This window comes from Sulfitobacter sp. TMED3 (genome assembly GCF_002167505.1).
Lineage (GTDB): Bacteria > Pseudomonadota > Alphaproteobacteria > Rhodobacterales > Rhodobacteraceae > Sulfitobacter > Sulfitobacter pontiacus.
The window spans coordinates 72,744-96,601 of sequence record NZ_NHBI01000005.1; the positions used below are offsets into that span (position 1 = coordinate 72,744).

At 62.4% G+C, this 23,858-nt stretch carries 22 protein-coding genes; 8 read left to right on the forward strand and 14 right to left on the reverse strand.

The genetic code is table 11. The annotated features are described in order from the left end of the window. Window positions 1–112: 112 nt before the first annotated feature. The gene (locus CBB63_RS01560; protein WP_286697886.1) at window positions 113–1,636 is read left to right on the forward strand and encodes an MORN repeat-containing protein; all 1,524 of its coding nucleotides are present in this window, start codon (window positions 113–115) and stop codon (window positions 1,634–1,636) included. Here CBB63_RS01560 and CBB63_RS01565 read toward each other — a convergent pair. Next, on the reverse strand, window positions 1,633–3,162 hold the full coding sequence (locus tag CBB63_RS01565) for a cryptochrome/photolyase family protein (RefSeq protein WP_286697887.1): 1,530 nt from the start codon (window positions 3,160–3,162) through the stop codon (window positions 1,633–1,635). The genes CBB63_RS01560 and CBB63_RS01565 overlap by 4 nt on opposite strands. Beyond that, window positions 3,156–3,821 carry an SDR family oxidoreductase gene (locus CBB63_RS01570; protein WP_286697888.1) on the reverse strand — a complete coding sequence of 222 codons (666 nt, stop codon included), beginning with the start codon at window positions 3,819–3,821 and terminating at the stop codon, window positions 3,156–3,158. Before CBB63_RS01570 ends, CBB63_RS01565 begins: the two co-directional genes overlap by 7 nt. Before the next feature lie 265 nt (window positions 3,822–4,086). On the opposite strand from CBB63_RS01570, the gene CBB63_RS01575 reads away from it, so the two are divergent. After that, window positions 4,087–5,658, forward strand: a complete 1,572-nt coding sequence (locus tag CBB63_RS01575) for a 2-isopropylmalate synthase (protein ID WP_286697889.1) — start codon at window positions 4,087–4,089, stop codon at window positions 5,656–5,658. 82 nt (window positions 5,659–5,740) lie between these two features. On the opposite strand, the gene CBB63_RS01580 is transcribed toward CBB63_RS01575, so the two are convergent. Both CBB63_RS01580 and CBB63_RS01585 read right to left on the reverse strand, forming a co-directional pair. After that, complete coding sequence (locus tag CBB63_RS01580) at window positions 5,741–6,604, reverse strand: porin (protein ID WP_286697890.1); 864 nt, start codon at window positions 6,602–6,604, stop codon at window positions 5,741–5,743. Between the two features lie 145 nt (window positions 6,605–6,749). Next, window positions 6,750–7,334 carry a VOC family protein gene (locus tag CBB63_RS01585; protein WP_005851333.1) on the reverse strand — a complete coding sequence of 195 codons (585 nt, stop codon included), beginning with the start codon at window positions 7,332–7,334 and terminating at the stop codon, window positions 6,750–6,752. A 174-nt stretch (window positions 7,335–7,508) separates the two neighbouring features. Here CBB63_RS01585 and CBB63_RS01590 point away from each other — a divergent pair, with 174 nt between their 5' ends. The 6 genes from CBB63_RS01590 to CBB63_RS01615 all read left to right on the forward strand — a co-directional run bounded on the left by CBB63_RS01590 (window position 7,509) and on the right by CBB63_RS01615 (window position 14,192). After that, a complete protein-coding gene (locus tag CBB63_RS01590; protein WP_037944896.1) occupies window positions 7,509–8,555 on the forward strand; it encodes a rod shape-determining protein in 1,047 nt (348 codons plus the stop codon). 69 nt (window positions 8,556–8,624) lie between these two features. Next, window positions 8,625–9,530, forward strand: coding sequence for a rod shape-determining protein MreC (mreC, locus tag CBB63_RS01595; RefSeq protein WP_009825979.1), 906 nt, complete (start codon window positions 8,625–8,627; stop codon window positions 9,528–9,530). Continuing rightward, window positions 9,527–10,162, forward strand: coding sequence for a hypothetical protein (locus CBB63_RS01600; protein WP_005851327.1), 636 nt, complete (start codon window positions 9,527–9,529; stop codon window positions 10,160–10,162). Before mreC ends, CBB63_RS01600 begins: the two co-directional genes overlap by 4 nt. A 10-nt stretch (window positions 10,163–10,172) precedes the next feature. After that, a complete protein-coding gene (mrdA, locus tag CBB63_RS01605) occupies window positions 10,173–12,116 on the forward strand; it encodes a penicillin-binding protein 2 (RefSeq protein ID WP_286697891.1) in 1,944 nt (647 codons plus the stop codon). Then, a complete protein-coding gene (gene rodA, locus CBB63_RS01610; protein ID WP_005851324.1) occupies window positions 12,113–13,252 on the forward strand; it encodes a rod shape-determining protein RodA in 1,140 nt (379 codons plus the stop codon). The genes mrdA and rodA overlap by 4 nt, the downstream gene beginning before the upstream one ends. 7 nt (window positions 13,253–13,259) lie before the next feature. Then, entirely contained in the window at window positions 13,260–14,192 is a 933-nt protein-coding gene (locus CBB63_RS01615) for a 2-hydroxyacid dehydrogenase (RefSeq protein ID WP_278424846.1), read from the forward strand. A gap of 114 nt (window positions 14,193–14,306) precedes the next feature. Here the strand turns inward: CBB63_RS01615 and CBB63_RS01620 are convergent, their stop codons facing one another. The 10 genes from CBB63_RS01620 to phnG all read right to left on the reverse strand — a co-directional run bounded on the left by CBB63_RS01620 (window position 14,307) and on the right by phnG (window position 23,836). Beyond that, window positions 14,307–16,322: a M3 family metallopeptidase gene (locus CBB63_RS01620; RefSeq protein WP_286697892.1), complete on the reverse strand. Its 2,016-nt coding sequence runs from the start codon at window positions 16,320–16,322 to the stop codon at window positions 14,307–14,309. A gap of 86 nt (window positions 16,323–16,408) precedes the next feature. Next, entirely contained in the window at window positions 16,409–17,458 is a 1,050-nt protein-coding gene (locus tag CBB63_RS01625) for a HesA/MoeB/ThiF family protein (protein WP_286697893.1), read from the reverse strand. A gap of 181 nt (window positions 17,459–17,639) precedes the next feature. Further along, complete coding sequence (locus CBB63_RS01630) at window positions 17,640–18,782, reverse strand: alpha-D-ribose 1-methylphosphonate 5-triphosphate diphosphatase (protein WP_286697894.1); 1,143 nt, start codon at window positions 18,780–18,782, stop codon at window positions 17,640–17,642. Next, a complete protein-coding gene (phnN, locus tag CBB63_RS01635) occupies window positions 18,779–19,354 on the reverse strand; it encodes a phosphonate metabolism protein/1,5-bisphosphokinase (PRPP-forming) PhnN (RefSeq protein ID WP_009825974.1) in 576 nt (191 codons plus the stop codon). Before phnN ends, CBB63_RS01630 begins: the two co-directional genes overlap by 4 nt. Beyond that, window positions 19,351–20,034 (reverse strand): phosphonate C-P lyase system protein PhnL, encoded by a 684-nt coding sequence (gene phnL, locus CBB63_RS01640; RefSeq protein WP_286697895.1) that lies wholly within the window; start codon window positions 20,032–20,034, stop codon window positions 19,351–19,353. Before phnL ends, phnN begins: the two co-directional genes overlap by 4 nt. Window positions 20,035–20,039: 5 nt before the next feature. Then, a complete protein-coding gene (gene phnK, locus CBB63_RS01645) occupies window positions 20,040–20,810 on the reverse strand; it encodes a phosphonate C-P lyase system protein PhnK (protein WP_286697896.1) in 771 nt (256 codons plus the stop codon). Then, the gene (locus CBB63_RS01650; protein WP_037943155.1) at window positions 20,807–21,676 is read right to left on the reverse strand and encodes an alpha-D-ribose 1-methylphosphonate 5-phosphate C-P-lyase PhnJ; all 870 of its coding nucleotides are present in this window, start codon (window positions 21,674–21,676) and stop codon (window positions 20,807–20,809) included. Before CBB63_RS01650 ends, phnK begins: the two co-directional genes overlap by 4 nt. Beyond that, complete coding sequence (locus tag CBB63_RS01655) at window positions 21,673–22,821, reverse strand: carbon-phosphorus lyase complex subunit (protein WP_286697897.1); 1,149 nt, start codon at window positions 22,819–22,821, stop codon at window positions 21,673–21,675. Before CBB63_RS01655 ends, CBB63_RS01650 begins: the two co-directional genes overlap by 4 nt. Beyond that, a complete protein-coding gene (gene phnH, locus CBB63_RS01660; RefSeq protein ID WP_009825970.1) occupies window positions 22,821–23,381 on the reverse strand; it encodes a phosphonate C-P lyase system protein PhnH in 561 nt (186 codons plus the stop codon). The genes CBB63_RS01655 and phnH overlap by 1 nt, the downstream gene beginning before the upstream one ends. Then, the gene (gene phnG, locus CBB63_RS01665; protein ID WP_386170678.1) at window positions 23,381–23,836 is read right to left on the reverse strand and encodes a phosphonate C-P lyase system protein PhnG; all 456 of its coding nucleotides are present in this window, start codon (window positions 23,834–23,836) and stop codon (window positions 23,381–23,383) included. The genes phnH and phnG overlap by 1 nt, the downstream gene beginning before the upstream one ends. Between the last annotated feature and the right edge of the window lie 22 nt (window positions 23,837–23,858).

Here is a 23,858-nt window from a genome sequence, read left to right on the forward strand (position 1 = left end):
AAGGCGNACCGCCGGNCAAAAGACGATTGCCCCCTTGCAGGCCATTGAATAGGCTAAGCGTTAACAAACTCGCCCGCCGCTCTTGGCCGCACTCTCTTTTGAAAGTTGCTGTATGACGAAATTGACCCTGACCCCGCTGATCCTTTGCCTTGGGCTGCTGCCCTTCCCCGCGCTTGCGCAGGACGGAGAGGTTCAAAGCAAGCAATACGACGATGGCGGCGTNTATGAGGGGACGTTCAAGGACGGCGTACAGCACGGGACCGGCACCTATACGCTGCCCAACGGCTATGAATACGAAGGTGCCTGGGTGGACGGAGAGATCAAGGGCAAAGGTGTCGCGCGTTTCCCCAACGGGTCTGTCTACGAGGGCAACTTTGAAAAGGGCAAACCGGACGGTTTCGGTAAGATCACCTTTGCCGATGGCGGCACCTATGAGGGCGAATGGGAGGCCGGTGCGATCACCGGTCAGGGCATCGCGCTTTATGCCAACGGGGTGCGCTACGAAGGGTCGTTCCGCAATGCCAACCACCACGGCAAGGGCGTCATGCAATCCCCCGGCGGGTATGAATATCAGGGCGACTGGGTCGATGGCGTCAAGCAGGGCGTGGGCAAGATCACCTATCCCGATGGCGCGCTCTATGACGGTGACATCGCCGATGGCGAACGCAATGGCACGGGCACGCTGACCATGCCCGACGGGCTGACCTANACCGGCCAGTGGAAANANGGGCAGATCGACGGCACCGGCACGCTGACCCAACCCAATGGCGATGTCTACGAAGGCGATCTGGTCGCCGGTCAGCGCCAGGGCACGGGCAAGGTGACCTATGCCAATGGCGACACCTACGAGGGCGGCTTCGAGGACGACCGCCGCGAGGGTCAGGGCACGTTCACCGGCACAGATGGCTATGTCTACACCGGATCATGGGTTGCCGGGCAGATCGAAGGCACAGGCAAGGTGACCTACCCNGACGGNTCTGTCTACGAGGGNAGTTTCCGCGATGATCTGGCCGATGGGGAGGGCAAGATCACCTATCCCGACGGATCAACCTACGAAGGGTCATGGGTCGCGGGCGTGATCGAAGGCGAAGGCCGCGCGACCTACCCCAACGGCATCGTCTACGAGGGCGGGTTCAAGAACGCGCGCAACGACGGTCAGGGCGTGATGACCTATGCCGACGGCTATAAGTATGACGGCAGCTGGAAAGACGGCCAACGCAACGGCATGGGCACCGCGACCTATCCCGATGGCACCGTCTACACCGGCGGCTTTGTCGACGGGCTACGCGACGGCACGGGCAAGATCACCATGCCCGATGGGTTCACCTATGACGGCCAGTGGTCCGGAGGAGAGATCGAAGGCACCGGCACCGCCACCTACCCCAACGGCGATATCTACGAAGGCGCGTTCGAGGGCGGCAAACGTCAGGGTCAGGGCACCATGCGCTATAAATCGGGCGAGGAAGTCTCGGGCCAGTGGGTCAACGGCGCGCTGCAAGAAGCGGGCACAGCCCCTGCCGAGGGTGCTGATGCGGTGCCCGCGCCAGACGCCACGGATGAGGCACCGACAGACGCCGACACTCCGTCAGAGGCACCCGCCGACAGTACGGATGCGGCCGAAAGCAACGACGGCTAGATCACTTCGCCCGCGTCCAGACGGGCGAGCAAGGCATCGCCTTCGGCCAGAACTGTCTTGCGTTTGTCGGCGTCCATCCGGTCCCACGTGCGGTACATATTGCCCATGCGCGGATTGTTCGAGAACCGGTCGCGATGGCGGTCCAGAAAGTGCCAGTAAAGCAGGTTGAACGGGCAGGCGGTGTCACCCGTCTTTGCGCTGACTGAATAGTGGCAGCTTTTGCAGTGATCCGACATGCGGTTGATATAGGCCCCGGACGCGACATAGGGCTTGGACGCGATGACGCCGCCGTCGGCGAATTGGCTCATGCCGATGGTATTGGGGGCCTCTACCCACTCAAAGGCATCGGCATAGACCGCTAGATACCATTCATGCACCTGCGCCGGATCAATCCCCGCCAATAGGGCAAAGTTGCCCGTCACCATCAGCCGCTGGATATGATGCGCATAGGCTTGGGTCCTGGTCTGCCCCACGGCCTTGGCCACACAGTTCATCTGCGTTTCGCCACCCCAGTAGAACCACGGCAGGTCGCGGTCGTGCCCCAGAATATTGCGGGCGCTATAGTCCGGCCCTTCAAGAAAATAGATGCCCCGCACATACTCGCGCCAGCCGATGATCTGCCGGATGAACCCTTCGGCGGCGTTGATCGGGGCGTGACCTGAGGCATAGGCGTCGGCAGCGGCCTCGCAAATCTCGGTCACGTTCAGCAACCCGATGTTGAGGTAGGGCGACAGGATCGCGTGATACAGGAATTCATTCTCGTTCAGCATCGCGTCTTGATAGTCGCCAAAACGTGGCAGGGCATTCGCGATGAAATGGTCCAGCGCTTGCAGCGCCTCGGCGCGGGTGGTGGCGAACCAGAACGGCTCTAGCGCTCCGAAATTATCGCCGAAGCGCGCTTGAACCAGCTCCAGCACCTCGCGGGTGGTGGCATCGGGGTCGAACCGCAGAGGGCCATCTACGGTGACATCCTCGGGCGCGGCTCTGCGGTTGTCGTGGTCGAAGTTCCACTTGCCGCCAGCGGGTTGGTCCCCCTCCATCAGCAGGCCGGTCTTGCGGCGCATCTCGCGGTAGAAATACTCCATCCGCAGCGCTTTGCGGCCTTCGGCCCATGCCTCGAATTCGGCATGAGTGGCAAGAAAGCGGTCGTCGGGCAGCAGATGCACCTTCAACGGCGCGTATTTCAGCTTGTCGATCAAGCGCCACTCCCCCGGCTCTGTCGCCAGCACCTCGCTTGCCCCTGTCTGCGCGGCACGGCGCAGCAATTCCCCCACGATAGAGCCCGCGTTATCCGTATCGTCCAGTTGCGTATAGGCGACCGTCCAGCCGTCCTGTTCCAACGCATGGGCAAACTTGCGCATCGCGGCAAAGATCAGGGCGATCTTCTTGGGGTGATGCCGGACATAGGCCGCNTCGTCCGCNACCTCGGCCATCACGACNGTATCGCGNGCCTTATCCGCCTGCGCCAANGCGCTGAGCGTTTCTGTCAGCTGGTCGCCCAGAACCAGCACCAAACGCCCTACCATGGCACCGGCTTTCCGGCCCAGTCAAAGAACTGCCCTGTGTCCGCAGGTGTCAGCCCGTCGATCACAGCCAGCAGATTTTCCGCCGCCTCCGACGGTGCGACAGCGGGATGNCGGGCAAGGTATTTCGCGGTAAAGGCGGTCTTGACCGTGCCGGGGTGCAGGGCGACGCAGATACTGNTCTTGTGACTGCGCGTCAGTTCGATCGCGGCGGTGTGCACGATCTGGTTCACCGCCGCCTTGGCGCTGCGGTAGCTGATCCAGCCGCCGATGCGGTTGTCGCCGATCGACCCNACNCGCGCNGAGAATACGGCAAAGACACAAGGCGCGNCCCGCCGCAGCAGGTCGCNCGCGTGGCGCAANACCAGTGCAGGGCCCNCGGCNTTCANCGCGAATTGGTCCAACATCGCCTTTTGGCTGATGGATTTGATCGTCTTTTCCGGTGCGGCNCCGNCAATCTCNAGCGCGCCTGTGGCCACCAGCACCACATCAAACGGCCCGNTNAGCGCGGTCAANTGCNGGTCCACACTGNGTTCGTCCGTGATGTCGAACCCNTCNACCGACCGTGACAGCCGCGTGACCGTATCGCCGCGCGCCTCGTAAGCGGCGGCCANGGCGGCACCCACACCGCCCGACGCCCCGATGATCAAAACCTGTTTCATGCAAGGGGANGTAGCNGAAAACAGCCCCCCTTCAAGCGCGGAAAAAAGGGCGCAGAAAANCCCTTCCCATTTGCGAATGCACGGGTATAACTTGTCGCCATGACACACGCCGATCATATTGCGATCCTGCCGCGCCGCTGCGCGACTTTCCTGCGTGCCAACCTACTGCTGCTAATCCGCCTCTGAGCGTGCCATCCGGCGCGCCCGCTCAGAGGGATGTGCCGCGCGCCACGGATTTANACAGCAGAATGAAAGAACCCAAACGATGACAGATACCACACAACAAGACCGCGTCTTGATTTTCGACACGACATTGCGCGANGGCGAACAATCCCCCGGCGCCACNATGACCCACGCCGAAAAGATCGAGATCGCGGGCCTGCTGGACGAGATGGGCGTCGACNTNATCGANGCCGGTTTCCCTATCGCCTCCGAAGGGGATTTCGCCGCCGTCAGCGAAATCGCGAAGCTGTCGAAGAACTCGGTCATCTGCGGNCTGGCCCGCGCNCANTTCGGCGACATNGATCGTTGCTACGAGGCGATCAAACACGCGGCCCAGCCCCGCATCCACACATTTATCGGCACCTCGCCGCTGCACCGCGCCATTCCGAACCTCACGATGGACGAAATGGCCGAGCGCATCCACGAAACGGTGACCCACGCGCGCAANCTGTGCGACAATGTGCAATGGTCGCCGATGGACGCGACGCGGACGGAGCTTGATTACCTCTACCGTGTCGTCGAAATCGCGATCAAGGCGGGGGCGACCACGATCAACATCCCCGATACCGTCGGCTATACCGCNCCNCGCGAAAGCGCCGATCTGATCCGCAAGCTCTTGGAAAATGTCCCCGGCGCGGACGAGATCGTCTTTGCCACTCATTGTCACAACGACCTTGGCATGGCGACGGCCAACAGCCTTGCCGCCGTCGAAGCGGGCGCGCGCCAGATCGAATGTACGATCAACGGCTTGGGCGAACGCGCGGGCAACACCGCGTTGGAAGAGGTCGTGATGGCGCTGAAAGTGCGCAATGACATCATGCCGTTCCAGACCAAGATCGACAGCACCAAGATCATGAATATCTCGCGTCGCGTTGCCGCTGTTTCGGGCTTCGCCGTGCAGTTCAACAAGGCCATCGTCGGCAAGAACGCCTTTGCGCATGAAAGCGGCATCCATCAGGACGGCATGCTNAAGAACGCCGAAACATTCGAGATCATGCGCCCCGAAGACGTGGGCCTGACCGAGACCAACATCGTGATGGGCAAACACTCNGGCCGTGCGGCGTTGCGCTCGAAGCTGGANAACCTCGGCTATGAANTGGGGGATAACCAGCTCAAGGANGTGTTTGTCCGNTTCAAGGAACTGGCNGACCGCAAGAAAGAGATCTACGACGACGATCTCATCGCCTTGATGCGCACCGCCACCGATCCTGAAAGCGACCGCATTGTGCTGGGTAGCATGACCGTTGTCTGCGGCACCGAAGGCCCGCAGAAGGCAGAGATGTCGCTGACCGTGGATGGTGCCGAANCCTCTACCTCGCAAACCGGTGACGGGCCTGTGGATGCCTCGTTCAACTGCATCAAGGCACTGGTCGATCACAGCGCGCGCTTGCAATTGTATCAGGTGCACGCCGTGACCGAAGGCACCGACGCGCAGGCCACCGTTTCTGTCCGGCTCGAGGAAGACGGCCGCATCGTGACCGGTCAGTCCGCGGATACAGACACCGTGGTCGCATCGGTCCGCGCCTATATTCACGCGCTCAACCGTCTGTTGGTGCGCCGCGAGAAGGGCGGCACCGACAAGCGCGAGATCAGCTATAAAGACGTGGTGGGCTAACCCGCCCACTCTTCCCCCCCGAACGCAAAAAGGCCCCCGAAGTCGGGGGCCTTTTCTGTATCTCGTGATCTGTCAGCGCAGATTAGAAATCGGTCAGACCCGCAAAAGTACCGGTCGCGCTTGAAAAGATGTTGCCGAGCGAACGACGCTTGGAGGTACGGCGACCCAGTTCATAGTTCACGCCGAAAGTCAGCTGGTCCACGTCCTCGCCACTGTCAAAGTCCAGACGGCCCAAGGCCAGCTCTACGTTCGCACCGGGGGTGAATTCATACTGACCGCCGATGGTGATCGACCGCACGTCTTCGGGGCCCAGATCCAGGAACCCGACAGAACCGATAGCAGAGAAGCCGTTGGCGAATTCATAGCCGCCTGCGACAGCGACAACGCTCAGATCATCCAGTTTCAGCAGGTCGGCCTGCACGTTGTATTGCGCGACATCATAATCGGCATAGGCGGCGTAAAGCGTCTCGTCTTCGATGTGAACGAGGTCCAGACCGACGGTGCCGGTGGGGGTAACATCCCAAGCGGCGAAGATGCTGAAGGTCATGTCGTCCAGATCGGAGGAATCACCGATCGCGGCACCAAAGGTATGCGCGCCGGACTGATACGACCCGAACAGGCTGGTGACATCCGCGTCGAAACCTTCGATGTCAAAACGCGAATAGTCGAGGCCGATGTTAAAGCCGTTGGCCAGAGCGTATTCGACGCCCACTGTGCCCAGATCGATATCGGCGCCCTCGATAGAGATGTTCGACAGCTCACCCGAGAAGATGAAGTTGTCGTAGCGGTATTCGATGCCGCCGCCAAAGGATTTCACGTCGATCGTGCCTGCGCCGTCAACGTCGAAGTCGTGGAATTTCGCGAAAGCCGTGCCATAGGTCAGTTCGGCAGCAGCTGCGGTTGCGGTCACGCTCAGAAGCGAGGCGACAAAAATATTACGGATCATGCTGGTTCCTTCGCACAATTTACGGTTGCTCGTACCTTGGCTCTTAGGCGCAGCGGAATCCGCCCGCAACTCCCAAGCGAAACCGCCGTTACGATCCGTTTACTTGTGGTATTTTTGACCCGCCTGAACCGGTACCCGACGCCCCTTAGCGATAGGGGTCCTTGGGGCTGCGATCCTCTGACAGCGACCGTTGCGAGCGTTCGACGATCATCACTGTGGCATCGGCCAGATGCTGGCGTTCGATGTGATGATCTCCGCGTGCGACCCGCAGCTTATGCGCCTCTAGCATCACTTCCGCGTGGGACGATCCGCGCGGCGGGATGAAGGTGTAGCAGGCCAGTTCGATCAGGAACCCCAGCGGATCCTTGAAGTAGATCGAATGCATGAACCCGCGATCCTTCACGCCCGAGTTGCCGATCCCCCGCTCCTTGAGCCGGTCAAGCACTTGATCAAACATGGCGCGGTCGACCTCGAACGCGAGGTGATGCACGCAGCCCGCGTCCATCGGCGTGCGACTGTAGACGGGTTTGCGGTTTTCATTGGTAAAGATCGTGATCAACCGGCCGTCGCCGGGATCGAAATACAGGTGCCCTTCGTCGGGATCGTCCAGATTTGGCTGGTCGAAGATGAACGGCATGCCCAGCAGACCCTCCCAGAAGTCGATACTGGTCTGACGGTCCGCGCCCATCAGCGTAATGTGATGCACACCAATAACCTGAATCTTCTGCATTTCTTTCTCCCCCTATTGTCCAGCTTGCCGCAAACCATAGCGCGGTGGCGGCATCATGCCACCACAAAGGTCAACCCCCCTTTCGTCTTTGACCTCATCGGCCTATAAGCCGTTTAGCCCGTGACTTGTCAGAGTCGACGGGCCAAAATGAATTTTTGCAAGGTCCTGCTGCCCATGTCCGTTTTTGATCAATTCCGTGGTTTGTTCTCGTCCGATATGGCCATTGACCTCGGGACCGCGAACACCTTGGTTTATGTCAAAGGCAAGGGCATCGTCCTGTCCGAACCTTCGGTTGTCGCCTATCACGTCAAGGATGGCGTCAAAAAGGTGCTGGCCGTGGGCGAAGACGCAAAGTTGATGCTGGGCCGGACCCCCGGCAGCATCGAAGCGATCCGCCCCATGCGCGAGGGCGTGATTGCCGACTTTGACACCGCCGAAGAGATGATCAAGCATTTCATCCGCAAGGTGCACAAACGGTCCACCTTCTCGAAGCCCAAGATCATCGTCTGTGTGCCGCATGGGGCGACGCCTGTTGAAAAACGCGCGATCCGTCAGTCGGTGCTGTCTGCGGGCGCACGCCGCGCCGGCCTGATTGCCGAACCGATTGCCGCGGCCATCGGGGCGGGCATGCCGATCACCGATCCGACCGGGAACATGGTTGTCGATATAGGTGGTGGTACAACCGAAGTCGCGGTGCTGTCCTTGGGCGATATCGTCTATGCACGCTCTGTCCGTGTGGGCGGCGACCGTATGGACGAGGCGATCATCAGCTACCTGCGTCGCCAGCAAAACTTGCTGATCGGTGAAACAACCGCCGAGCGGGTGAAAACCTCTATCGGGACCGCACGGATGCCCGACGACGGGCGCGGCACCTCGATGCAGATCCGTGGGCGCGACCTGCTGAACGGTGTCCCCAAAGAGATCGAAGTGACCCAGGCGCAGATCGCCGAAGCGCTGGCCGAGCCTGTGCAGCAGATCTGCGAGGCGGTGATGACCGCGCTGGAGACCACCCCGCCCGATCTGGCGGCTGACATCGTGGACCGTGGCGTCATGCTGACCGGTGGCGGTGCCTTGCTGGGCGATCTGGATCTGGCGCTGCGCGAACAGACCGGGCTGGCCATTTCCGTGGCGGATGAACCGTTGAACTGCGTGGCCTTGGGCACCGGCAAAGCGCTGGAGTATGAAAAGCAGCTGCGCCACGCCATCGACTACGACAGCTAATCAGCGCAGCTATAACAGCCCGTGATGCGGCAGGACGGCGCTGCCCTCGCGGTGGGAAACGTATAACGCATGGCCATCGACCGATCCTCTTCGAACGATTTTGGGCGCCCGCTGCGCCGCTTGCTGCTGGCCGTCATCGTGCTGGTGCTGGCGGGCATCTTTCTGCTGTGGCGGATCGATAGCCCCCGTGTTGAACGGTTTCGCGCGCAGATCACCGACCGGATCGTCCCCAATCTGGATTGGGCGATGACCCCTGTTACCGGCACGGTGAACCTGTTCCGCGATTTCCAAAGCTATCAACGTCTGACTGTGCAGAACCAGGAACTGCGGTCCGAGCTGCGCAAGATGCAGACCTGGAAAGAAGCGGCGCTGCAGCTTGAACAGGAAAACGCCCGTTTGCTGGACCTGAACAAGGTGCGGCTTGATCCGCGTTTGACCCATATCACCGGTGTGGTGCAGGCGGACTCCGGGTCGCCCTTCCGCCAATCTGTGCTGCTGAACGTCGGGGCCCGTGACGGCATTGTCGATGGCTGGGCCACGGTGGACGGCATCGGGCTGGTAGGGCGTATTTCCGGCGTGGGCGAAAACACCGCGCGCGTCATTCTGGTGACCGATACCTCTAGCCGCATACCGGCGGTGATCCAGCCGTCGGGACAGCGGGCGATTATTGCGGGCGACAACTCCGCCGCGCCACCGATTGACTTTCTCGAGAACCCCGACCTCGTGCGTCCCGGTGATCGGGTCAGCAGCTCTGGCGATGGCGGCGTGTTTCCTGCGGGTATCCTGATCGGTCAGGTCGCCGCCGACCCCGGCGGGCGGCTGCGCGTGCGTCTTGCGGCGGATTTCGAGCGGCTCGAATTCCTGCGCGTGCTGCGCCACCACGGCTCCGAAAAAGTGAACGAGGATGCGGCCGTGGTGCGGGATGACGCCACCGGCATGATCGCGCCCCTGCCCTTTGATCCTGCGACCGAATGATGGACGAACTGTCACCCCTGCGATTGTGGCTGATGCGCGCGGCGTTTCTGGCGCTGACGGTGGTGCTGCTGTTCTTCCATCTGCTGCCGCTTGATACCCAGCCGATCGCGCTGTTCGCGCCCGAGCTGTCGCCCCCGCTGGCCACCATCGACCCAGCAGAGGCGCGCCTTCGGGCCCTGCTGGACCAAGGCAGCGACCGCATCTGGATCGCCCCCGACCTGCTGATCGCCTTTGCGCTGGCGTGGTCTGTGCGGCGGCCCGACTATGTCCCCGCCCTGCTGCTCGCCGTCGCCTTCCTGCTGACGGACCTGTTGCTGCAACGCCCGCCCGGCCTCTGGGCGCTGCTGGCGTTGCTGGCATGCGAGAATATGAAAACCCGTGGTCGCACCCTGCGCGACAGCACCTTTGGCGCGGAATGGCTGGCGGTCTCGGTATGGCTGATCGCTATTTTGATGCTGAACCGGATCGTGCTATCGTTGCTGCTGGTCCCACCTCCACAATGGTCGCTGAGCCTGTTTGAACTGGCCGTCACGATCCTGACCTATCCGGCTGTGGTGTTTGTGACCCATGCGCTGATGGGCGTGCGCAAATCCGCCCCCGGCGATCTGGACAGTATGGGCAACCGCTCATGAGGAGACCAAGATGAGACGCAGCAGGGCCGATAGCGAAGCCAGCCACTCCAAGCTCAGCCGCCGCGCTGTTTTGCTGGGCAGCGCGCAACTGCTGTTCATGGGCGGTCTGGCCGCGCGGATGAATTACTTGCAGGTCGATCAGGCTGACCAGTTCCGCCTGCTGGCCGAAGAGAACCGGATCAACATCCGGTTGATCCCGCCTGCACGAGGCGAAATCTTTGACCGCAACGGCGTGCGGTTGGCGCAGAACGTGCCGTCGTACCGGATCGTGATCGTACGCGAGGATGCCGATGATGTGGATGCGGTGATGGACCGGCTGGGCAAGGTCATCGACCTTGATCCCGAAATGCGCGACCGCGCGATGGCCGAAATCAAACGCTCCGCCCCGTTCCTGCCGGTGACCGTCGCCGATGATGTCACATGGGACGAGGTAAGCCGCGTGTCGGTCAACGCCCCCGCCCTGCCCGGTGTCAGCCCCGAGGTCGGCCTGACCCGTGTCTATCCCCGTGGGTCGGACTTTGCGCATATCGTCGGCCGTGTGGGCCGCGTGAGCCAAGCCGATCTGGACGCGCTGGAAAACCCCGATGCCGTGCTGCGCATCCCCCGGTTCCAGATCGGCAAGATCAACGTAGAGGCCCGACAGGAATCCCTGTTGCGCGGCTCTGCCGGCACCAAACAGGTCGAGGTCAACGCCACCGGCCGTGTGATGCGCGAACTAGCCCGCCGCGAAGGGCAATCGGGGGCGGATCTGCAGCTCACCATCGATTCCAAGCTGCAGAACTTTGTGCAGGCCCGGCTGGGTAACGAAAGTGCTGCCGTCGTGATCATGGATTGCGAGAACGGCGATCTGGTCGCCAATGCCTCTTCGCCCAGCTACGACCCGAACCTGTTCATCGGGGGGATATCCTCGGCCGATTATAACCCGCTGCTGCAATCGGAATACCGCCCGCTGGTCAACAAGACCGTGCAGGGCACCTACCCGCCCGGATCGACCTACAAGATGGTCGTGGCCATGGCCGCCCTCGAAGAGGGTATCGTCGGTCCCGAAGAAACCGTCTATTGCCCCGGCCACCTAGAGGTCGGCGGTCGCCGTTTCCACTGCTGGAAACGCGCAGGTCACGGCTGGATCGACCTCGAGAACTCGCTCAAGCAATCCTGCGACGTCTATTACTATGATCTGGCGATGAAAGTCGGGATCGAGAAAATCTCGGCCATGGCGAACCGCTTTGGTCTGGGCTGGAAACACGACCTGCCGCTGTCCTCGGTCGCCGCCGGTCTGGCCCCCACGAAAGAGTGGAAGCAAGCGACCAAAGGCGATTCATGGGTGATCGGCGACACGGTTAATGCCTCTATCGGGCAAGGCTTCACCCTCAGTTCGCCGCTGCAACTGGCGGTGATGACCGCGCGGATCGCCACCAACCGCGCCGTGGTCCCGCGGCTGATCAAATCGATTGACGGTGTCGAACAACCCAGCGGCGCGGGCGAGCCTTTAGGCATGAACGAAAACAACATGCGGCAGGTGCGCAAAGGCATGTATTCGGTGGTAAACGACCGACGCGGCACCGGCTACCGGTCGCGCGTCATCGCCGAGGGTGTGCGCATGGCCGGCAAAAGCGGCACCAGCCAGGTGCGCAACATCACCGCGGCCGAACGCGCGCGCGGGGTCAGCCGCAACGAGGACCTGCCCTGGGAACGCCGCGACCACGCGTTGTTTGTCGCCTTCGCCCCCTATGACAAGCCACGCTATGCGGTATCGGTGCTGGTGGAACACGGCGGCGGCGGATCGACCGCGGCGGCCCCCATCGCCCGCGATGTCATACTGCAAGCGATCTATGGCGGCGAACCGCCGCTAGAGGCCTACCCCACCGCCGACCGCGGCCGCATTGCCGAGCAGCAAAAAGCCCTGCGCGCGATCCAGCCCCAAGCGGACTTCAGCGGGAAAGACCAAGCATGAGCTACCTTGAATATACGGTCAAACATGTCCCCACGGGATTTGCCAAGATCCTGCACCTGAACTGGCCGCTGACCATCCTGCTGGCCGCTGTTTCGGGGGTGGGGTTCCTGATGCTCTACTCCGTGGCCGGTGGCAGCTTTACCCCCTGGGCCGAACCGCAGATGAAACGCTTTGCCCTTGGCATCGCGCTGATGATCGCCGCGGGGATGGTGCCGATCTGGCTTTGGCGAAACCTTGCAGGCGTGGCCTATTTCGGGACCGTAATCCTGCTGATCGGGGTAGAGCTTTTCGGCGCTGTCGGTATGGGCGCGCAGCGCTGGATCGAGATCGGATCATTTCGCCTGCAACCCTCCGAGCTGATGAAGATCACGCTGGTGATGATGCTGGCGGCCTATTACGACTGGCTCCCGCCCAAGAAAACCTCGCGCCCGCTTTGGGTGCTGCTGCCGGTGCTGCTGATCCTGATCCCCACGGCACTGGTGCTGAAACAGCCCGACCTGGGCACCGCGATCCTGCTGATGGCAGCGGGCGGCGGGCTGATGTTTCTGGCCGGAGTGCACTGGGGCTATTTCGCCGTGGTCATCACCGGAGCCGTCGGACTGGTGACGGCGGTGTTCCAGTCCCGCGGCACGCCGTGGCAGCTGATCAAGGATTACCAGTTCCGGCGCATTGACACATTTATCGATCCCAGCACCGACCCATTGGGCGCGGGGTATCACATCACGCAATCCAAGATCGCGCTCGGCTCCGGCGGCTGGACGGGGCGCGGGTTCATGCAAGGCACCCAGTCGCGCCTGAACTTCCTTCCCGAGAAACACACCGACTTCATCTTTACCACCCTGGCCGAGGAATTCGGCTTTGTCGGCGGGTTCTCCCTGCTGGGTCTCTATGCGCTGATCATCGTCTTCTGCGTCGCGGCAGCGCTGATCAACAAGGACCGTTTCTCGTCGCTGCTGACCCTTGGCATCGCACTGAACTTCTTTTTGTTCTTCGCGGTGAACATGTCGATGGTGATGGGGCTGGCGCCCGTTGTCGGGGTTCCCTTGCCGCTGGTCAGCTATGGCGGGTCGGCGATGCTGGTGTTGCTGCTGGCTTTTGGCCTTGTACAATCGGCCCATGTCCACCGCCCCAGATAGGAAGCCCATGCCCCTCAATATCCTTTTCGCCGCGCGCCCCGAACGCTGGGTGACGTATGAAACGCCGCTGCGCCAAGCGCTTGATGCCGCGGGGATCGCGGCTCACCTATCAACGGATATCGCCCCGCAAGACGTGGACTACATCGTCTATGCCCCCAACAGCCCCTTGCAGGATTTCACGCCATACACGCGGGCCAAGGCGGTGCTGAACCTCTGGGCGGGGGTGGAAAACATTACCAATAACCAGACGCTGAAGATCCCTCTGGCGCGGATGGTGGACCCGGGGCTGACCAAGGGGATGGTGGAATGGGTCACGGGCCATGTGATGCGCTACCATCTGGGGCTGGACACGGACATTCGCAAAACGGACACCGATTGGACCCCGCGCACCCCACCGCTGGCACAGGAACGACAGGTCACTATTCTGGGTCTGGGGGCCTTGGGCGCAGCGGTGGCGGAAACCCTGGTCTATCTGGGGTTCAACGTCACCGGCTGGTCGCGCAGCCCCAAGGACATCGCGGGCGTCACCTGCCTGCATGGGGACGCCGGGCGCGCAGATGCGCTGCGCCGTGCCGAGATCGCGGTGCTACTGTTGCCCAACACGCCCGATACCGAAAACACGCTGAATGCCGAGACGCTGGCGCAAATGCCCGCTGGTGCCTGTATCATCAACCCCGGCCGCGGCGCGCTGATCGATGACGACGCGCTGCTGGCAGCGCTCGACAGCGGCCAGATCGCCCATGCCACGCTGGATGTGTTCCGTGTCGAGCCCCTGCCCGCAGACCACCCCTATTGGGCGCATCCCAAGGTCACCGTCACACCCCACATCGCCGCCGAGACCCGCGCGACAACTGCCGCGCAGGCCATCGTCGAAAACATCCGCCGCGGCGAAGCAGGCGAGGATTTCCTGCATCTGGTGGATCGCGCCAAAGGCTACTGACCCGCCCCGTATCAAGGGCGGAATTTGAGTTTATTTGGCAAAATGAAGCTGCAGCCGCGCGCCCCTTCATTTTGCCTCTTAAACTCTCGCCGAAGGCAGGCCGGCCGCGGGCGCTCAGCCTGCTGTCAGGCCGCGCCCCTTCAGCAAAGCCTCTACCCCCGGCAACCGGCCACGGAACGCCTTGTACAGTTCCGCCGCGTCCTGACTGCCACCGGTGGACAGGATGTGCTGCTCTAGCGCGGCGGCGCGGTCGGGATCAAAGGCGCTACCGGCCTCTTCAAAGGCGGCGAAGGCGTCTGCGTCCATCACCTCGGACCACATGTAGCTGTAGTAGCCGCTGGAATAGCCGTCGCCGGAAAAGACATGGGCAAACTGCGGCGTGGCGTGGCGCATGGTGATTGCGGGCGGCATGTCCAGATCGGCCAGCACCTGCGCCTGTTTCTCCATCGGATCGGCAGGTGCCGCACCGTCGTGGAATTCGAGGTCTACCAGCGCAGAGGCGACATATTCGACCGTGGCGAACCCCATGTCGAAATTCGCGGCCCCCAGCACCTTTTCCAGCATCTCGGGCGGCATGGGGTCGCCTGTTTTGGCGTGGGTGGCAAATTGGCTGAGCACTTCGGGCACTTCGAGCCAATGTTCGAACAACTGGCTGGGCAGTTCGACAAAATCACGCGCGACCGATGTACCGCTCACGGATTCGTAAGTCACATCCGACAGCATCTGGTGCATCGCATGGCCAAATTCATGAAACAGCGTGCGTGCATCGTCATAGGACAGCAGCGCGGGCGCGGCTTTGGCAAAGTTGCACACGTTGATCACGACGGGCGACTGCACGTCGGGGAATTTCGCCTGAGACCGCATGGCGCTGCACCACGCGCCCGACCGTTTCGATCCGCGTGCAAAGTAGTCACCGATGAACACGGCCACATGTTCGCCATTGCGGGTCACTTCCCACGCGCGGCAATCGGGGTGATAGAGCGGCACGTCGAGGGGCTTGAATTCGAGAGCGAACAATCGCGTGGCGCAGTCAAAGGCCGCGTCGATCATCCGATCCAGCTGGAAATACGGTTTCAACGCGGCTTCATCCAGATCATGCTCTGCCACGCGCCGTTTCTGCGCATAGTAGCGCCAGTCCCACGGGGCCAGGTCGGCGTTCACGCCATCGTCATGCATCATACGGGTCAGCACCTCGGCGTCCGCCTGCGCTTGGCGCTTTGCCGGGGTCCAGACATCCATCAGCAGCTGGCGCACCGCTTTGGGTGTTTTCGCCATCTCTGTTTCCAGCTTGTAAGCCGCGAAATTGTCATAGCCCAGAAGCTTGGCCCGTTCCTCGCGCAGGGCGAGGATCTCGGCAGCGATGGCGCGGTTATCGGTCTCGCCGCCATTGGCCCCACGGGACTGCCAGGCGAGAAACGCCTTTTCGCGCAGATCACGGCGCGGCGAGAATTGCAGGAACGGTGTGATCAATGACCGCGAAAGAGTAATGACCGGCGCGCCTGCCTCTTTCTCCTCGCCCGCCGCACGGGCGGCATCGATGACAAAGTCGGGCAGCCCTTCCAGATCGGATTCCTCCAACGGCATGAACCAGCTGCGTTCATCCGCCAGCAGGTTCTGGGTGAACTGCGTCCCCAGCACCGCCAGCCGGTTCTTGATCTCTTTCATCCGCGCATCATCCGCACCCTCCAGCGCCGCGCCCGCGCGCACAAAGCCGCGGTGGGTCAGCATCAGCACCCGTGCCTGTTCGGGCGTCAGATCGAAACTGTCGCGATTTTCCCAGACGGAGGCCACACGCGCAAACAGCGCCTTGTTGCTTGAGATGTCAGAGAAATGCGCGGACAGCAGCGGCGAGAATTTGCGCTGCAGGTCTTCGCGCGTGGGGTTGCTGTCGGCCCCTGCGACGGTGAAGAACACGCCCAACACGCGGTCCAGCTGGCTGCCTGCTTCCTCGAGCGCCTCGATCGTGTTGGAAAACGTCGGATCGTATTCGCAGTCGGCGATGGCGTCGATCTCCATCCGGTGGGTCTGCAGGGCCTCGTCCAGCGCGGGGGCGAAATCATCGTCGGAAATCTTGTCGAAAGGGGCGATCTGAAACGGGGTGTCCCAATCCTGTAGCAAAGGGTTTGTCATGGCGGTCTCCTTTACGGATCAAGCTATGCACTGCGGCGGGGCAATACAATCGGATACCCGCGCACCAAGCCACCATGACGGGTCGTCTATTCGCCCGCGTTCCCGCAGATCGGACAGTCGTCGCGTTTGGAGACGCCGATCACGCGGTTCTCGCCGTAGAGCGCATCATACATCAGCATTTGCCCACGCAGCGGGGCACCGGCACCGGTGATCAGCTTGATCGCCTCGGATGCCATCATCGCGCCGATCACGCCGGGCAACGGGCCGATCACCCCGGCCTGCGCACAGCTGGGGGCAAGATGGGCCGCCGGGGCCTGCGGGAAGATGCACTGGTAGCACGGCGCGCCCTTGGAGGGGTCAAAGATGCTCAGCTGTCCTTCCCATTGCGACAGCGCCCCCGAGATCAGCGGCAAACCGGCCGCGACACAGGTGCGGTTCACCAGATAGCGCGTGTCGAAATTATCCGTGCCGTCCAGCACCAGATCGTAGTCGGCGAAAAGCTCTGCCGCGATGTCTTCCGTCAGGCGGCGGTGATAGGGGCGCACGGTGACAAAAGGGTTCTGCGCCTCCATCTCGGCCTGCGCTGAAAAGACCTTGGGCGTGCCGATGGCGCTGTCCTTGTGGATCACCTGTCGTTGCAGATTGGCATTCTCGACCACGTCGTCATCGATCACACCAATCGTGCCGACACCGGCCGCCGTCAGGTATTGCAGCACCGGCGCGCCAAGCCCACCCGCGCCAATGACCAGCACCCGCGCCTGCTTCAGCGCCTTCTGCCCCGGTCCGCCGACCTCGCGCAGCACGATGTGGCGGGCATAGCGGTTCAGCTCCGTTTCCGAGAATGTGCCGGTTTGCGCGGCGGGCGTGGGTGCGGCCACCGGTTCGGCGCGGGCGCGCAGGCGGTTCAACACCCAGCTATAGCCGAAGATCAGCAGCAGAAATCCCGTCAGCAGCAGCCATGGTGCTGCCGAGCCACCAGTCGCCACGCGCAAGGGGTGCGCTGCGGGCAGCAAGAGGTTCAACCCGATCACCAGACCAAACAGCATGCCCAACACCACGACGCGCCGTTCGCGCGGCTGGCCGAACGCAGCCCCCGCGCCCCAGATCAACGCGGCCAGTCCCAGCACCAACAGCATCAGACGCCTCCGCCTGTGACATGGGGATGTGGTTGCATGAATGATTGGCGCATAAGGCCCCCGCTTTGTTTCCGGGTGTTCAGACCCTAAAGCGGCAACCTAAGCATTTTTCCGCCGACACCAACCCCAAAGCTACGCCCTGCCCGCCAGAGCGCCGCAAGCGTCGCGCCGCTGCATCAGGTCAAAAGACGCGCTGCCCTTCGACCCATGTCTCGCGCAGGATCGGCAAGCCGTCGAGCCGCGCAAACCGGATCACATCGCCGCGTGTGCCGACCTCTATCGTGCCGCGGTCCGTCAGCCCGACGCTTTGTGCAGGCGCGTGGGTGACCGTCGCGAGCCCGCGCGCCAGATCCCCCCACAGTTCCCCCAGTTGCAATGCCGCGATCAACAGGCCCGCGGGCACGTAGTCGGACGACAGGATATCCAGCCGGTCCGCCTTCGCCAGATCAAGGGCGGCGACATTGCCCGAATGCGACCCGCCGCGAATGACGTTTGGCGCGCCCATGATGGTCGCGATCCCATTGGCATGACAGCTATGCGCCGCCTCGATCGTGGTGGGAAACTCGGCAAGCCGGACGCCGTAGCGGTGGCTCGTCTCGACCTGCTCGGCGGTGGTATCGTCGTGGCTGGCAAGCGCTGCGCCATATCGTGTGGCTGCCGCAACGGTCGCGGCCTCGTGGGTTTTGCCATATTGCTTTTGCACATCGTACAGAGTGTCCACATGACGCTGGAAGGCGGCGGCATCAAAGCTGTGTTTGCCGCGCACGTAAGCCTCGAATTTCGACAGATCGCGGAACTGACGCTGACCCGGCGTGTGGTCCATCATAGAGACGATGCCAACGCGATCCTCTGGGCCGAATTCGGCCAGCTCTTCGGCCAGCGTTTCCGAACAGATCTCGGCCCGCAGGTGGATGTGGTGGCTGATCCGCAGAGCTCCGGCGGCGCGCATCGCCAGAATGGTATCGACCATGCCGCGCGCATATCTCTGGTACTGGTGCTCGGCCGAGATCATCGACCCGACGCGGATCGCATCGAACACGGTGGTGATGCCGGTGCCCGCCAGTTCACGGTCATGGGCGAGGATGGCCGCGCGGTGCGGCCAGTCGACCTTGGGGCGCGGCGACATATGCCGTTCCAGATTATCGGTGTGCAGTTCGACCAGACCGGGCGCGATGTAGTCGCCCTGCATGTCCTGCGCGCCTTTGGGCACGGCGGTGCCGAAATCGATGTCGGTGATTACCCCGTCTGCGATGCGGAGCGTTCCGGTCTCGACGCGATCCCGCAGGATCAGGCGGGCGTTGGCGAAAATTGTCTCTTGGGTCATGGCATCATCTTCTGATTGGACTGGCCAGCGTCGCAGGCTGTCTGGGAAAGGTGCTGGCGTATCGTGGCAATGGTCTGCGCCAAGGGACCGCTGTTGTCGATCACCTGATGGGGAATACCGAGGGGCATGGCGAAATCCGCACGGGCCAGGCGGCGCTCTATCTCGGCGGCGTCCTCGCGGTTGCGCGCCGTCAGACGGGCGGCGAGGATGTCATGATCCGCTCGCAGCAAAATCACGCAAAACCGCGCGAAGAGGGCCTGTGCCTGCGGCAGGACGGCCCGTGACAGGTTCACCAGCACATCGCGCCCCTGCGCCACCTCTAGCGCGACGGACTGCGGGATGCCGTAGTGCCAACCATGCGCATGCCAGCTGAGGATAAACGCACCGTCATCCTCTGCCTTCCTGAAGGCACGCTCCGACACGCCGTCGAATGCTTCTCCGCCAAGGGTTGCGGGCCGCGAGATCACGCGCCGCGCAAGGCAAAGCGACGGGTCCGCCGCGGCCAGCCCCTCCATCACGCTGTCTTTCCCCACACCAGAAGGCCCGACGACTGCAATGAACCGCCCCGTCATGCGGCCAGCCCCGGGGTGAACCGGGTCACGTCAAACTGCCGGTCGCAAATTTCGTCGCGCGCGGCGTGGTCGTGAAAAATCCCGATGATGGCAGCGCCACGCGCCTTCGCCTCGGCGATCATCTTTAGCACGGTGGCGCGGTTCACGGGATCAAGGCTGGCGGTCGGTTCATCCAGCAATAGCGCGGGATAGGGGTAGGCAAAACCGCGTGCGATATTGACGCGCTGCTGCTCTCCGCCCGAGAAGGTCGTGGGGCTCAGCTGCCACAGACGTTCGGGTATATTCAGTCTCTGCAAAAGGGTTTTCGCCTGCGCTTCGGCAGTGGCGCGATCAGATCCGGTGGCCATCAGCGGCTCTGCCACCACGTCCAGCGTCGATACCCGTGGCACAACCCGCAGGAACTGGCTGACATAGCCCAATGTGGTGCGGCGCAGCTGGATCACCTGCCTTGGTGCCGCGGTCACGACATCCAGATCGCCCACCATAATGCGCCCCGACTGGGTCAGGTAATTGCCGTAAATCATCCGCATCAGGGTCGATTTACCCGCCCCCGAGGCCCCGACCAAAGCGATACACTCCCCCTGTGCCACCGACAGCGACGCCCCCGCCATAACAGAGATTTCGGCAGCCCCCTGATTGTGCAACACAAAAGATTTCGACACGTTTTCAACAGTAATCATCGGGTTCATACCTGTAGGACAGAGGAAACAAGAAGCTGCGTATAGGCATGCTGCGGATCGTCGAGCACCTGATCGGTCAGCCCGCTTTCGATCACATGGCCGTCTTTCATGACCATCAGCCGGTCGGCCAGCAAACGCACCACAGCCAGATCATGGGTGACGATTATGGCGCTCAACCCCATCTCGCGCACGAGACCCCGCAGCAGATCCAGCAGCCGCGCCTGCACGCTGACATCCAGACCGCCGGTGGGTTCATCCATGAACACCAACCGCGGGCCAGTCACCAGATTGCGCGCGATCTGCAAGCGCTGCTGCATGCCGCCGGAAAATGCCGTGGGCCGGTCGTCAATCCGGTCGGCGCTGATCTCGACGCGGCCCAGCCAGTCGATCGCCTTGTCGCGGATGTCGCCATAATGGCGTGCGTTCACGGCCATCAGCCGCTCGCCCACATTGCCGCCTGCGCTGACATTCATGCGCAGCCCGTCGCGGGCGTGCTGATGCACAAAGGCCCAATCGGTGCGCGACAACATGCGGCGTTCAGGCTCGCTCATCGTGACCGTATCGCGCAGGCCCTCGGCGCGGGTGTCGAAACGGACGGCCCCGGCGTCGGGCTGCACATGCCCTGCCAAACAGTTCAGAAGCGTCGACTTGCCCGACCCGCTTTCCCCGACGATGCCCATCACCTCGCCCGGATAAAGATCAAACGACACGTCGGTGCAGCCGATCCGTGCGCCGTACATCTTGGCGATGCCTTCCACTTGCAACAAAGGGGTCATGCCGCGTCCTCCGCCAAGGGGGCACCCTGCGCACCCAGATGCCCCGCCGCACGCCGCGCGCCGCAGTAATCCGTATCCGAACACATGAACATCCGCCCGCCGGCGTCATCCATGATCAGCTCGTCCAGATAGCTGTCCGTCGCGCCGCATAGGTCACAGGCATGATCCGCCTTGCTCGGCTCGAACGGGTAGTCATCGAAGTCCAGACTGACCACCTGCGTATAGGGCGGCACCGCATAGATGCGCTGTTCGCGGCCTGCGCCGAACAGTTGGATACCCGCCATCTCGAGCTTGGGGTTATCGAACTTGGGGATCGGGGACGGGTCCATGACATAGCGCCCCTCGACCTTCACCGGATAGGCATAGGCCGTGGCAATCGCGCCGTGCTGGCTGATGTCTTCGTAAAGTTTCACGTGCATCAATCCGTATTCCTCAAGGCTGTGCATCTTGCGTGTCTCGACCTCTGACGGTTCAAGAAACCGCAGGGGTTCGGGGATCGGCACCTGATAGACAAGGATCTGGTCTTCGCGCAGGGGTGTTTCGGGGATGCGGTGACGGGTCTGTATGACGCTGGCCTCTGTGGTGGCCTCGGTCACGGCGACACCCGCCGTTTTCTCGAAAAACCGCCTGATAGAGACTGCATTGGTCGTATCATCGGCGCCCTGATCGATCACCTTGAACCGGTCCTCGGGCGTCAGAACCGCTGCCGAAACCTGCACACCGCCCGTGCCCCAGCCGTAGGGCATCGGCATCTCGCGGCTGGCAAAAGGCACCTGATACCCCGGTATCGCCAATCCTTTCAGTATAGCGCGGCGGATCATGCGTTTGGTCTGCTCGTCCAGATAGGCGAAGTTATAGTCGCTCATGACGCTACCCCTTCCTTCATTTTGCCCTTTAAACTCCCCCCGGAGGGGCCCTTCCCGTCGGTCTGTCCCGCCGCCTGCTCTGATGCCTGTGCCTCGCGGCGCAGTTTGCGGATCAGCTCCAGTTCGGATTGGAAGTCGACGTAGTGAGGCAGTTTGATATGCTCCAGAAACCCCGTCGCCTGGATGTTGTCGGCGTGATACAGCACAAATTCCTCGTCCTGCGCGGGGGCACCTAGGTTATCCTCGCCCAATTCTTTCCAGCGCAACGCGCGGTCGACCAGCGCCATAGAGATCGCCTTGCGCTCCGTCATCCCGAAGACCAGCCCGTAGCCGCGCGTGAATTGCGGCGGTTCGGTTTTCGAGCCTTTGAACTGGTTGACGGTTTCGCATTCGGTCAGGGTGATCTCGCCGATGTCGATGGCAAAGCCGAGCTCGGGGATCTCCATCTCGACCGCGACCGCACCGATGCGCAGCTCTGCCACAAAGGCGTGGTTGCGCGCATAGCCCCGTTGGGTGGAATAGGCCATGCCAAGGATAAACCCCTCGTCCCCCCGTGTTAGAGCCTGCAAACGCAGGGCACGGCTCGCCGGAAGCTCCAGCGGGCTGCGGGTCAGATCGTCCGGTGTGTCCGCCCCTGCGGGTTCCGACTGGATCAGATCCTCGCGATCAAGGAACCCCATGATATGCGGCGTTTCGCCTGCATTAGGCTCTGTTTGCGGCATCTCGCCAAACTCGCCATCGGCGGCGAGTTTGAAGTCCAGCAGACGGTGGGTGTAGTCAAATGTCGGCCCCAGCACTTGCCCACCGGGTGCATCCTTGAATGTGGCAGACACCCGGCGGTCGAAGGCCATGGTGGCCGTATCCACCGGGTTAGAGCCGCCAAAACGCGGCAGCGTGGTACGGTAGGCGCGGATCAGAAAGATCGCCTCTATCAGATCACCGCGCGATTGTTTGATCGCCAGCGCAGCAAGGTCGGGATCATACAGCGACCCTTCCGCCATCACCCGATTAACGGCGAGCGTCATCTGCTCGCGGATCTGGTCTACCCCCAGTTCCGCCACATCACGGTCCCCGCGCCGTTCCTCGGCCAGCCAGGCATGGGCGTTGTCGATGGCGCGCTCGCCCCCTTTGACAGCAACGTACATCAGCGGACCCTCGTCGTGCGTGGCAGCGCCGCAAGCCGGTTTGCGCAGGTGAAAATGAAATCCAGCCCCAGAGGGAACAGCGCGGCGTTGCGTTGGAATGCGGCAGTATCCGGCAGCGACAGGTTGGCGGTATCCTTGATACCTGGTCCGCTTAGGGTCGCACCCAGAGACGTGAGGTCTGGCACCTCGACAACCACAGTCGCTGACCGGTCGGGATATTCGGCTGTGCCGATGGCAAATTCGCAAAGCGGGAGTTCATCCCAAGCCCCGACGGCAAACATCGCCTGTGCCGGCGGCACAAAGGGCGCGCCGGTCTGAAAGGTGATCCAATCGCGCACGTCTTGGGTGTCAAAAGCGGTGCCGAGATAGATTGGCGTATCGGGATCACACAGCGTCAGGATCGCGGTGCCGGCGGCCGCGCCAAGCGGGGCGGGCGGCGTGGCCCCAGAGACGTCACAGATCGTCCCCGGGCGCGCCATGGCGGTCATCAGCCCGCGAAACGCGCGGGCGGCGTCGATCGGGGCGTCGGTAAAGCCACCCTCCAAAGCATGGGTCTGCATCAGTCTTCCCCTCGTACCATCGTAAAGAAATCCACCTTGGTCGCTGCCGCCTTGGCCGCGCGGGTGGCCTTGGCCGTGTCACGCCCCTTGCGCAGGGGCGCGAGGATCGCGGCCTCTACCTGCGCCGCCGCGTCGGTTTGCATCAGCGCGTCAATCAGCGCCGTCTGCAGCGCGTGATCCTTGCTGCGGCCCTGCACATAGCCGTGACCCACCGTACCGCAGCCCAGTTTGACTGACGCACGGGTGACGGACATCTCGCCAAGGTTGAACGCGGCGCCGACGGCCCCTGCCCGACCGCGCACCATTACGCCGCCAATTTCCGGCGCGCGCAGAATGCTGTGATCAGGGTGGGTGCCATAGGCAGCCCAAAGGCGCGCGACCTCGGCGGCGGGGGATTTGGCAAGCAGACCCAACCATGCCTTACGCGGCGCATGAGGGTCGATTTCTGAGTTCATCATATTCATCTAGACACCTTTT

Bases quoted from the DNA above. Each gene is read 5' to 3' on its own strand.
- CBB63_RS01625 (WP_286697893.1), bottom strand. From the start codon at position 17,458: ATGCTGTTGGTGCTGGGACTGGCCGCGTTGATCTGGGGCGCGGGGGCT.
- CBB63_RS01615 (WP_278424846.1), top strand. From the start codon at position 13,260: ATGCCCCTCAATATCCTTTTCGCCGCGCGCCCCGAACGCTGGGTGACG.
- phnH (WP_009825970.1), bottom strand. From the start codon at position 23,381: ATGCAGACCCATGCTTTGGAGGGTGGCTTTACCGACGCCCCGATCGAC.
- mrdA (WP_286697891.1), top strand. From the start codon at position 10,173: ATGAGACGCAGCAGGGCCGATAGCGAAGCCAGCCACTCCAAGCTCAGC.
- CBB63_RS01585 (WP_005851333.1), bottom strand. From the start codon at position 7,334: ATGCAGAAGATTCAGGTTATTGGTGTGCATCACATTACGCTGATGGGC.
- CBB63_RS01655 (WP_286697897.1), bottom strand. From the start codon at position 22,821: ATGTACGTTGCTGTCAAAGGGGGCGAGCGCGCCATCGACAACGCCCAT.
- phnK (WP_286697896.1), bottom strand. From the start codon at position 20,810: ATGACCCCTTTGTTGCAAGTGGAAGGCATCGCCAAGATGTACGGCGCA.
- CBB63_RS01650 (WP_037943155.1), bottom strand. From the start codon at position 21,676: ATGAGCGACTATAACTTCGCCTATCTGGACGAGCAGACCAAACGCATG.
- CBB63_RS01600 (WP_005851327.1), top strand. From the start codon at position 9,527: ATGATGGACGAACTGTCACCCCTGCGATTGTGGCTGATGCGCGCGGCG.
- CBB63_RS01590 (WP_037944896.1), top strand. From the start codon at position 7,509: ATGTCCGTTTTTGATCAATTCCGTGGTTTGTTCTCGTCCGATATGGCC.
- phnL (WP_286697895.1), bottom strand. From the start codon at position 20,034: ATGATTACTGTTGAAAACGTGTCGAAATCTTTTGTGTTGCACAATCAG.
- CBB63_RS01630 (WP_286697894.1), bottom strand. From the start codon at position 18,782: ATGACCCAAGAGACAATTTTCGCCAACGCCCGCCTGATCCTGCGGGAT.
- CBB63_RS01580 (WP_286697890.1), bottom strand. From the start codon at position 6,604: ATGATCCGTAATATTTTTGTCGCCTCGCTTCTGAGCGTGACCGCAACC.
- phnN (WP_009825974.1), bottom strand. From the start codon at position 19,354: ATGACGGGGCGGTTCATTGCAGTCGTCGGGCCTTCTGGTGTGGGGAAA.
- rodA (WP_005851324.1), top strand. From the start codon at position 12,113: ATGAGCTACCTTGAATATACGGTCAAACATGTCCCCACGGGATTTGCC.
- CBB63_RS01620 (WP_286697892.1), bottom strand. From the start codon at position 16,322: ATGACAAACCCTTTGCTACAGGATTGGGACACCCCGTTTCAGATCGCC.
- mreC (WP_009825979.1), top strand. From the start codon at position 8,625: ATGGCCATCGACCGATCCTCTTCGAACGATTTTGGGCGCCCGCTGCGC.
- phnG (WP_386170678.1), bottom strand. From the start codon at position 23,836: ATGAACTCAGAAATCGACCCTCATGCGCCGCGTAAGGCATGGTTGGGT.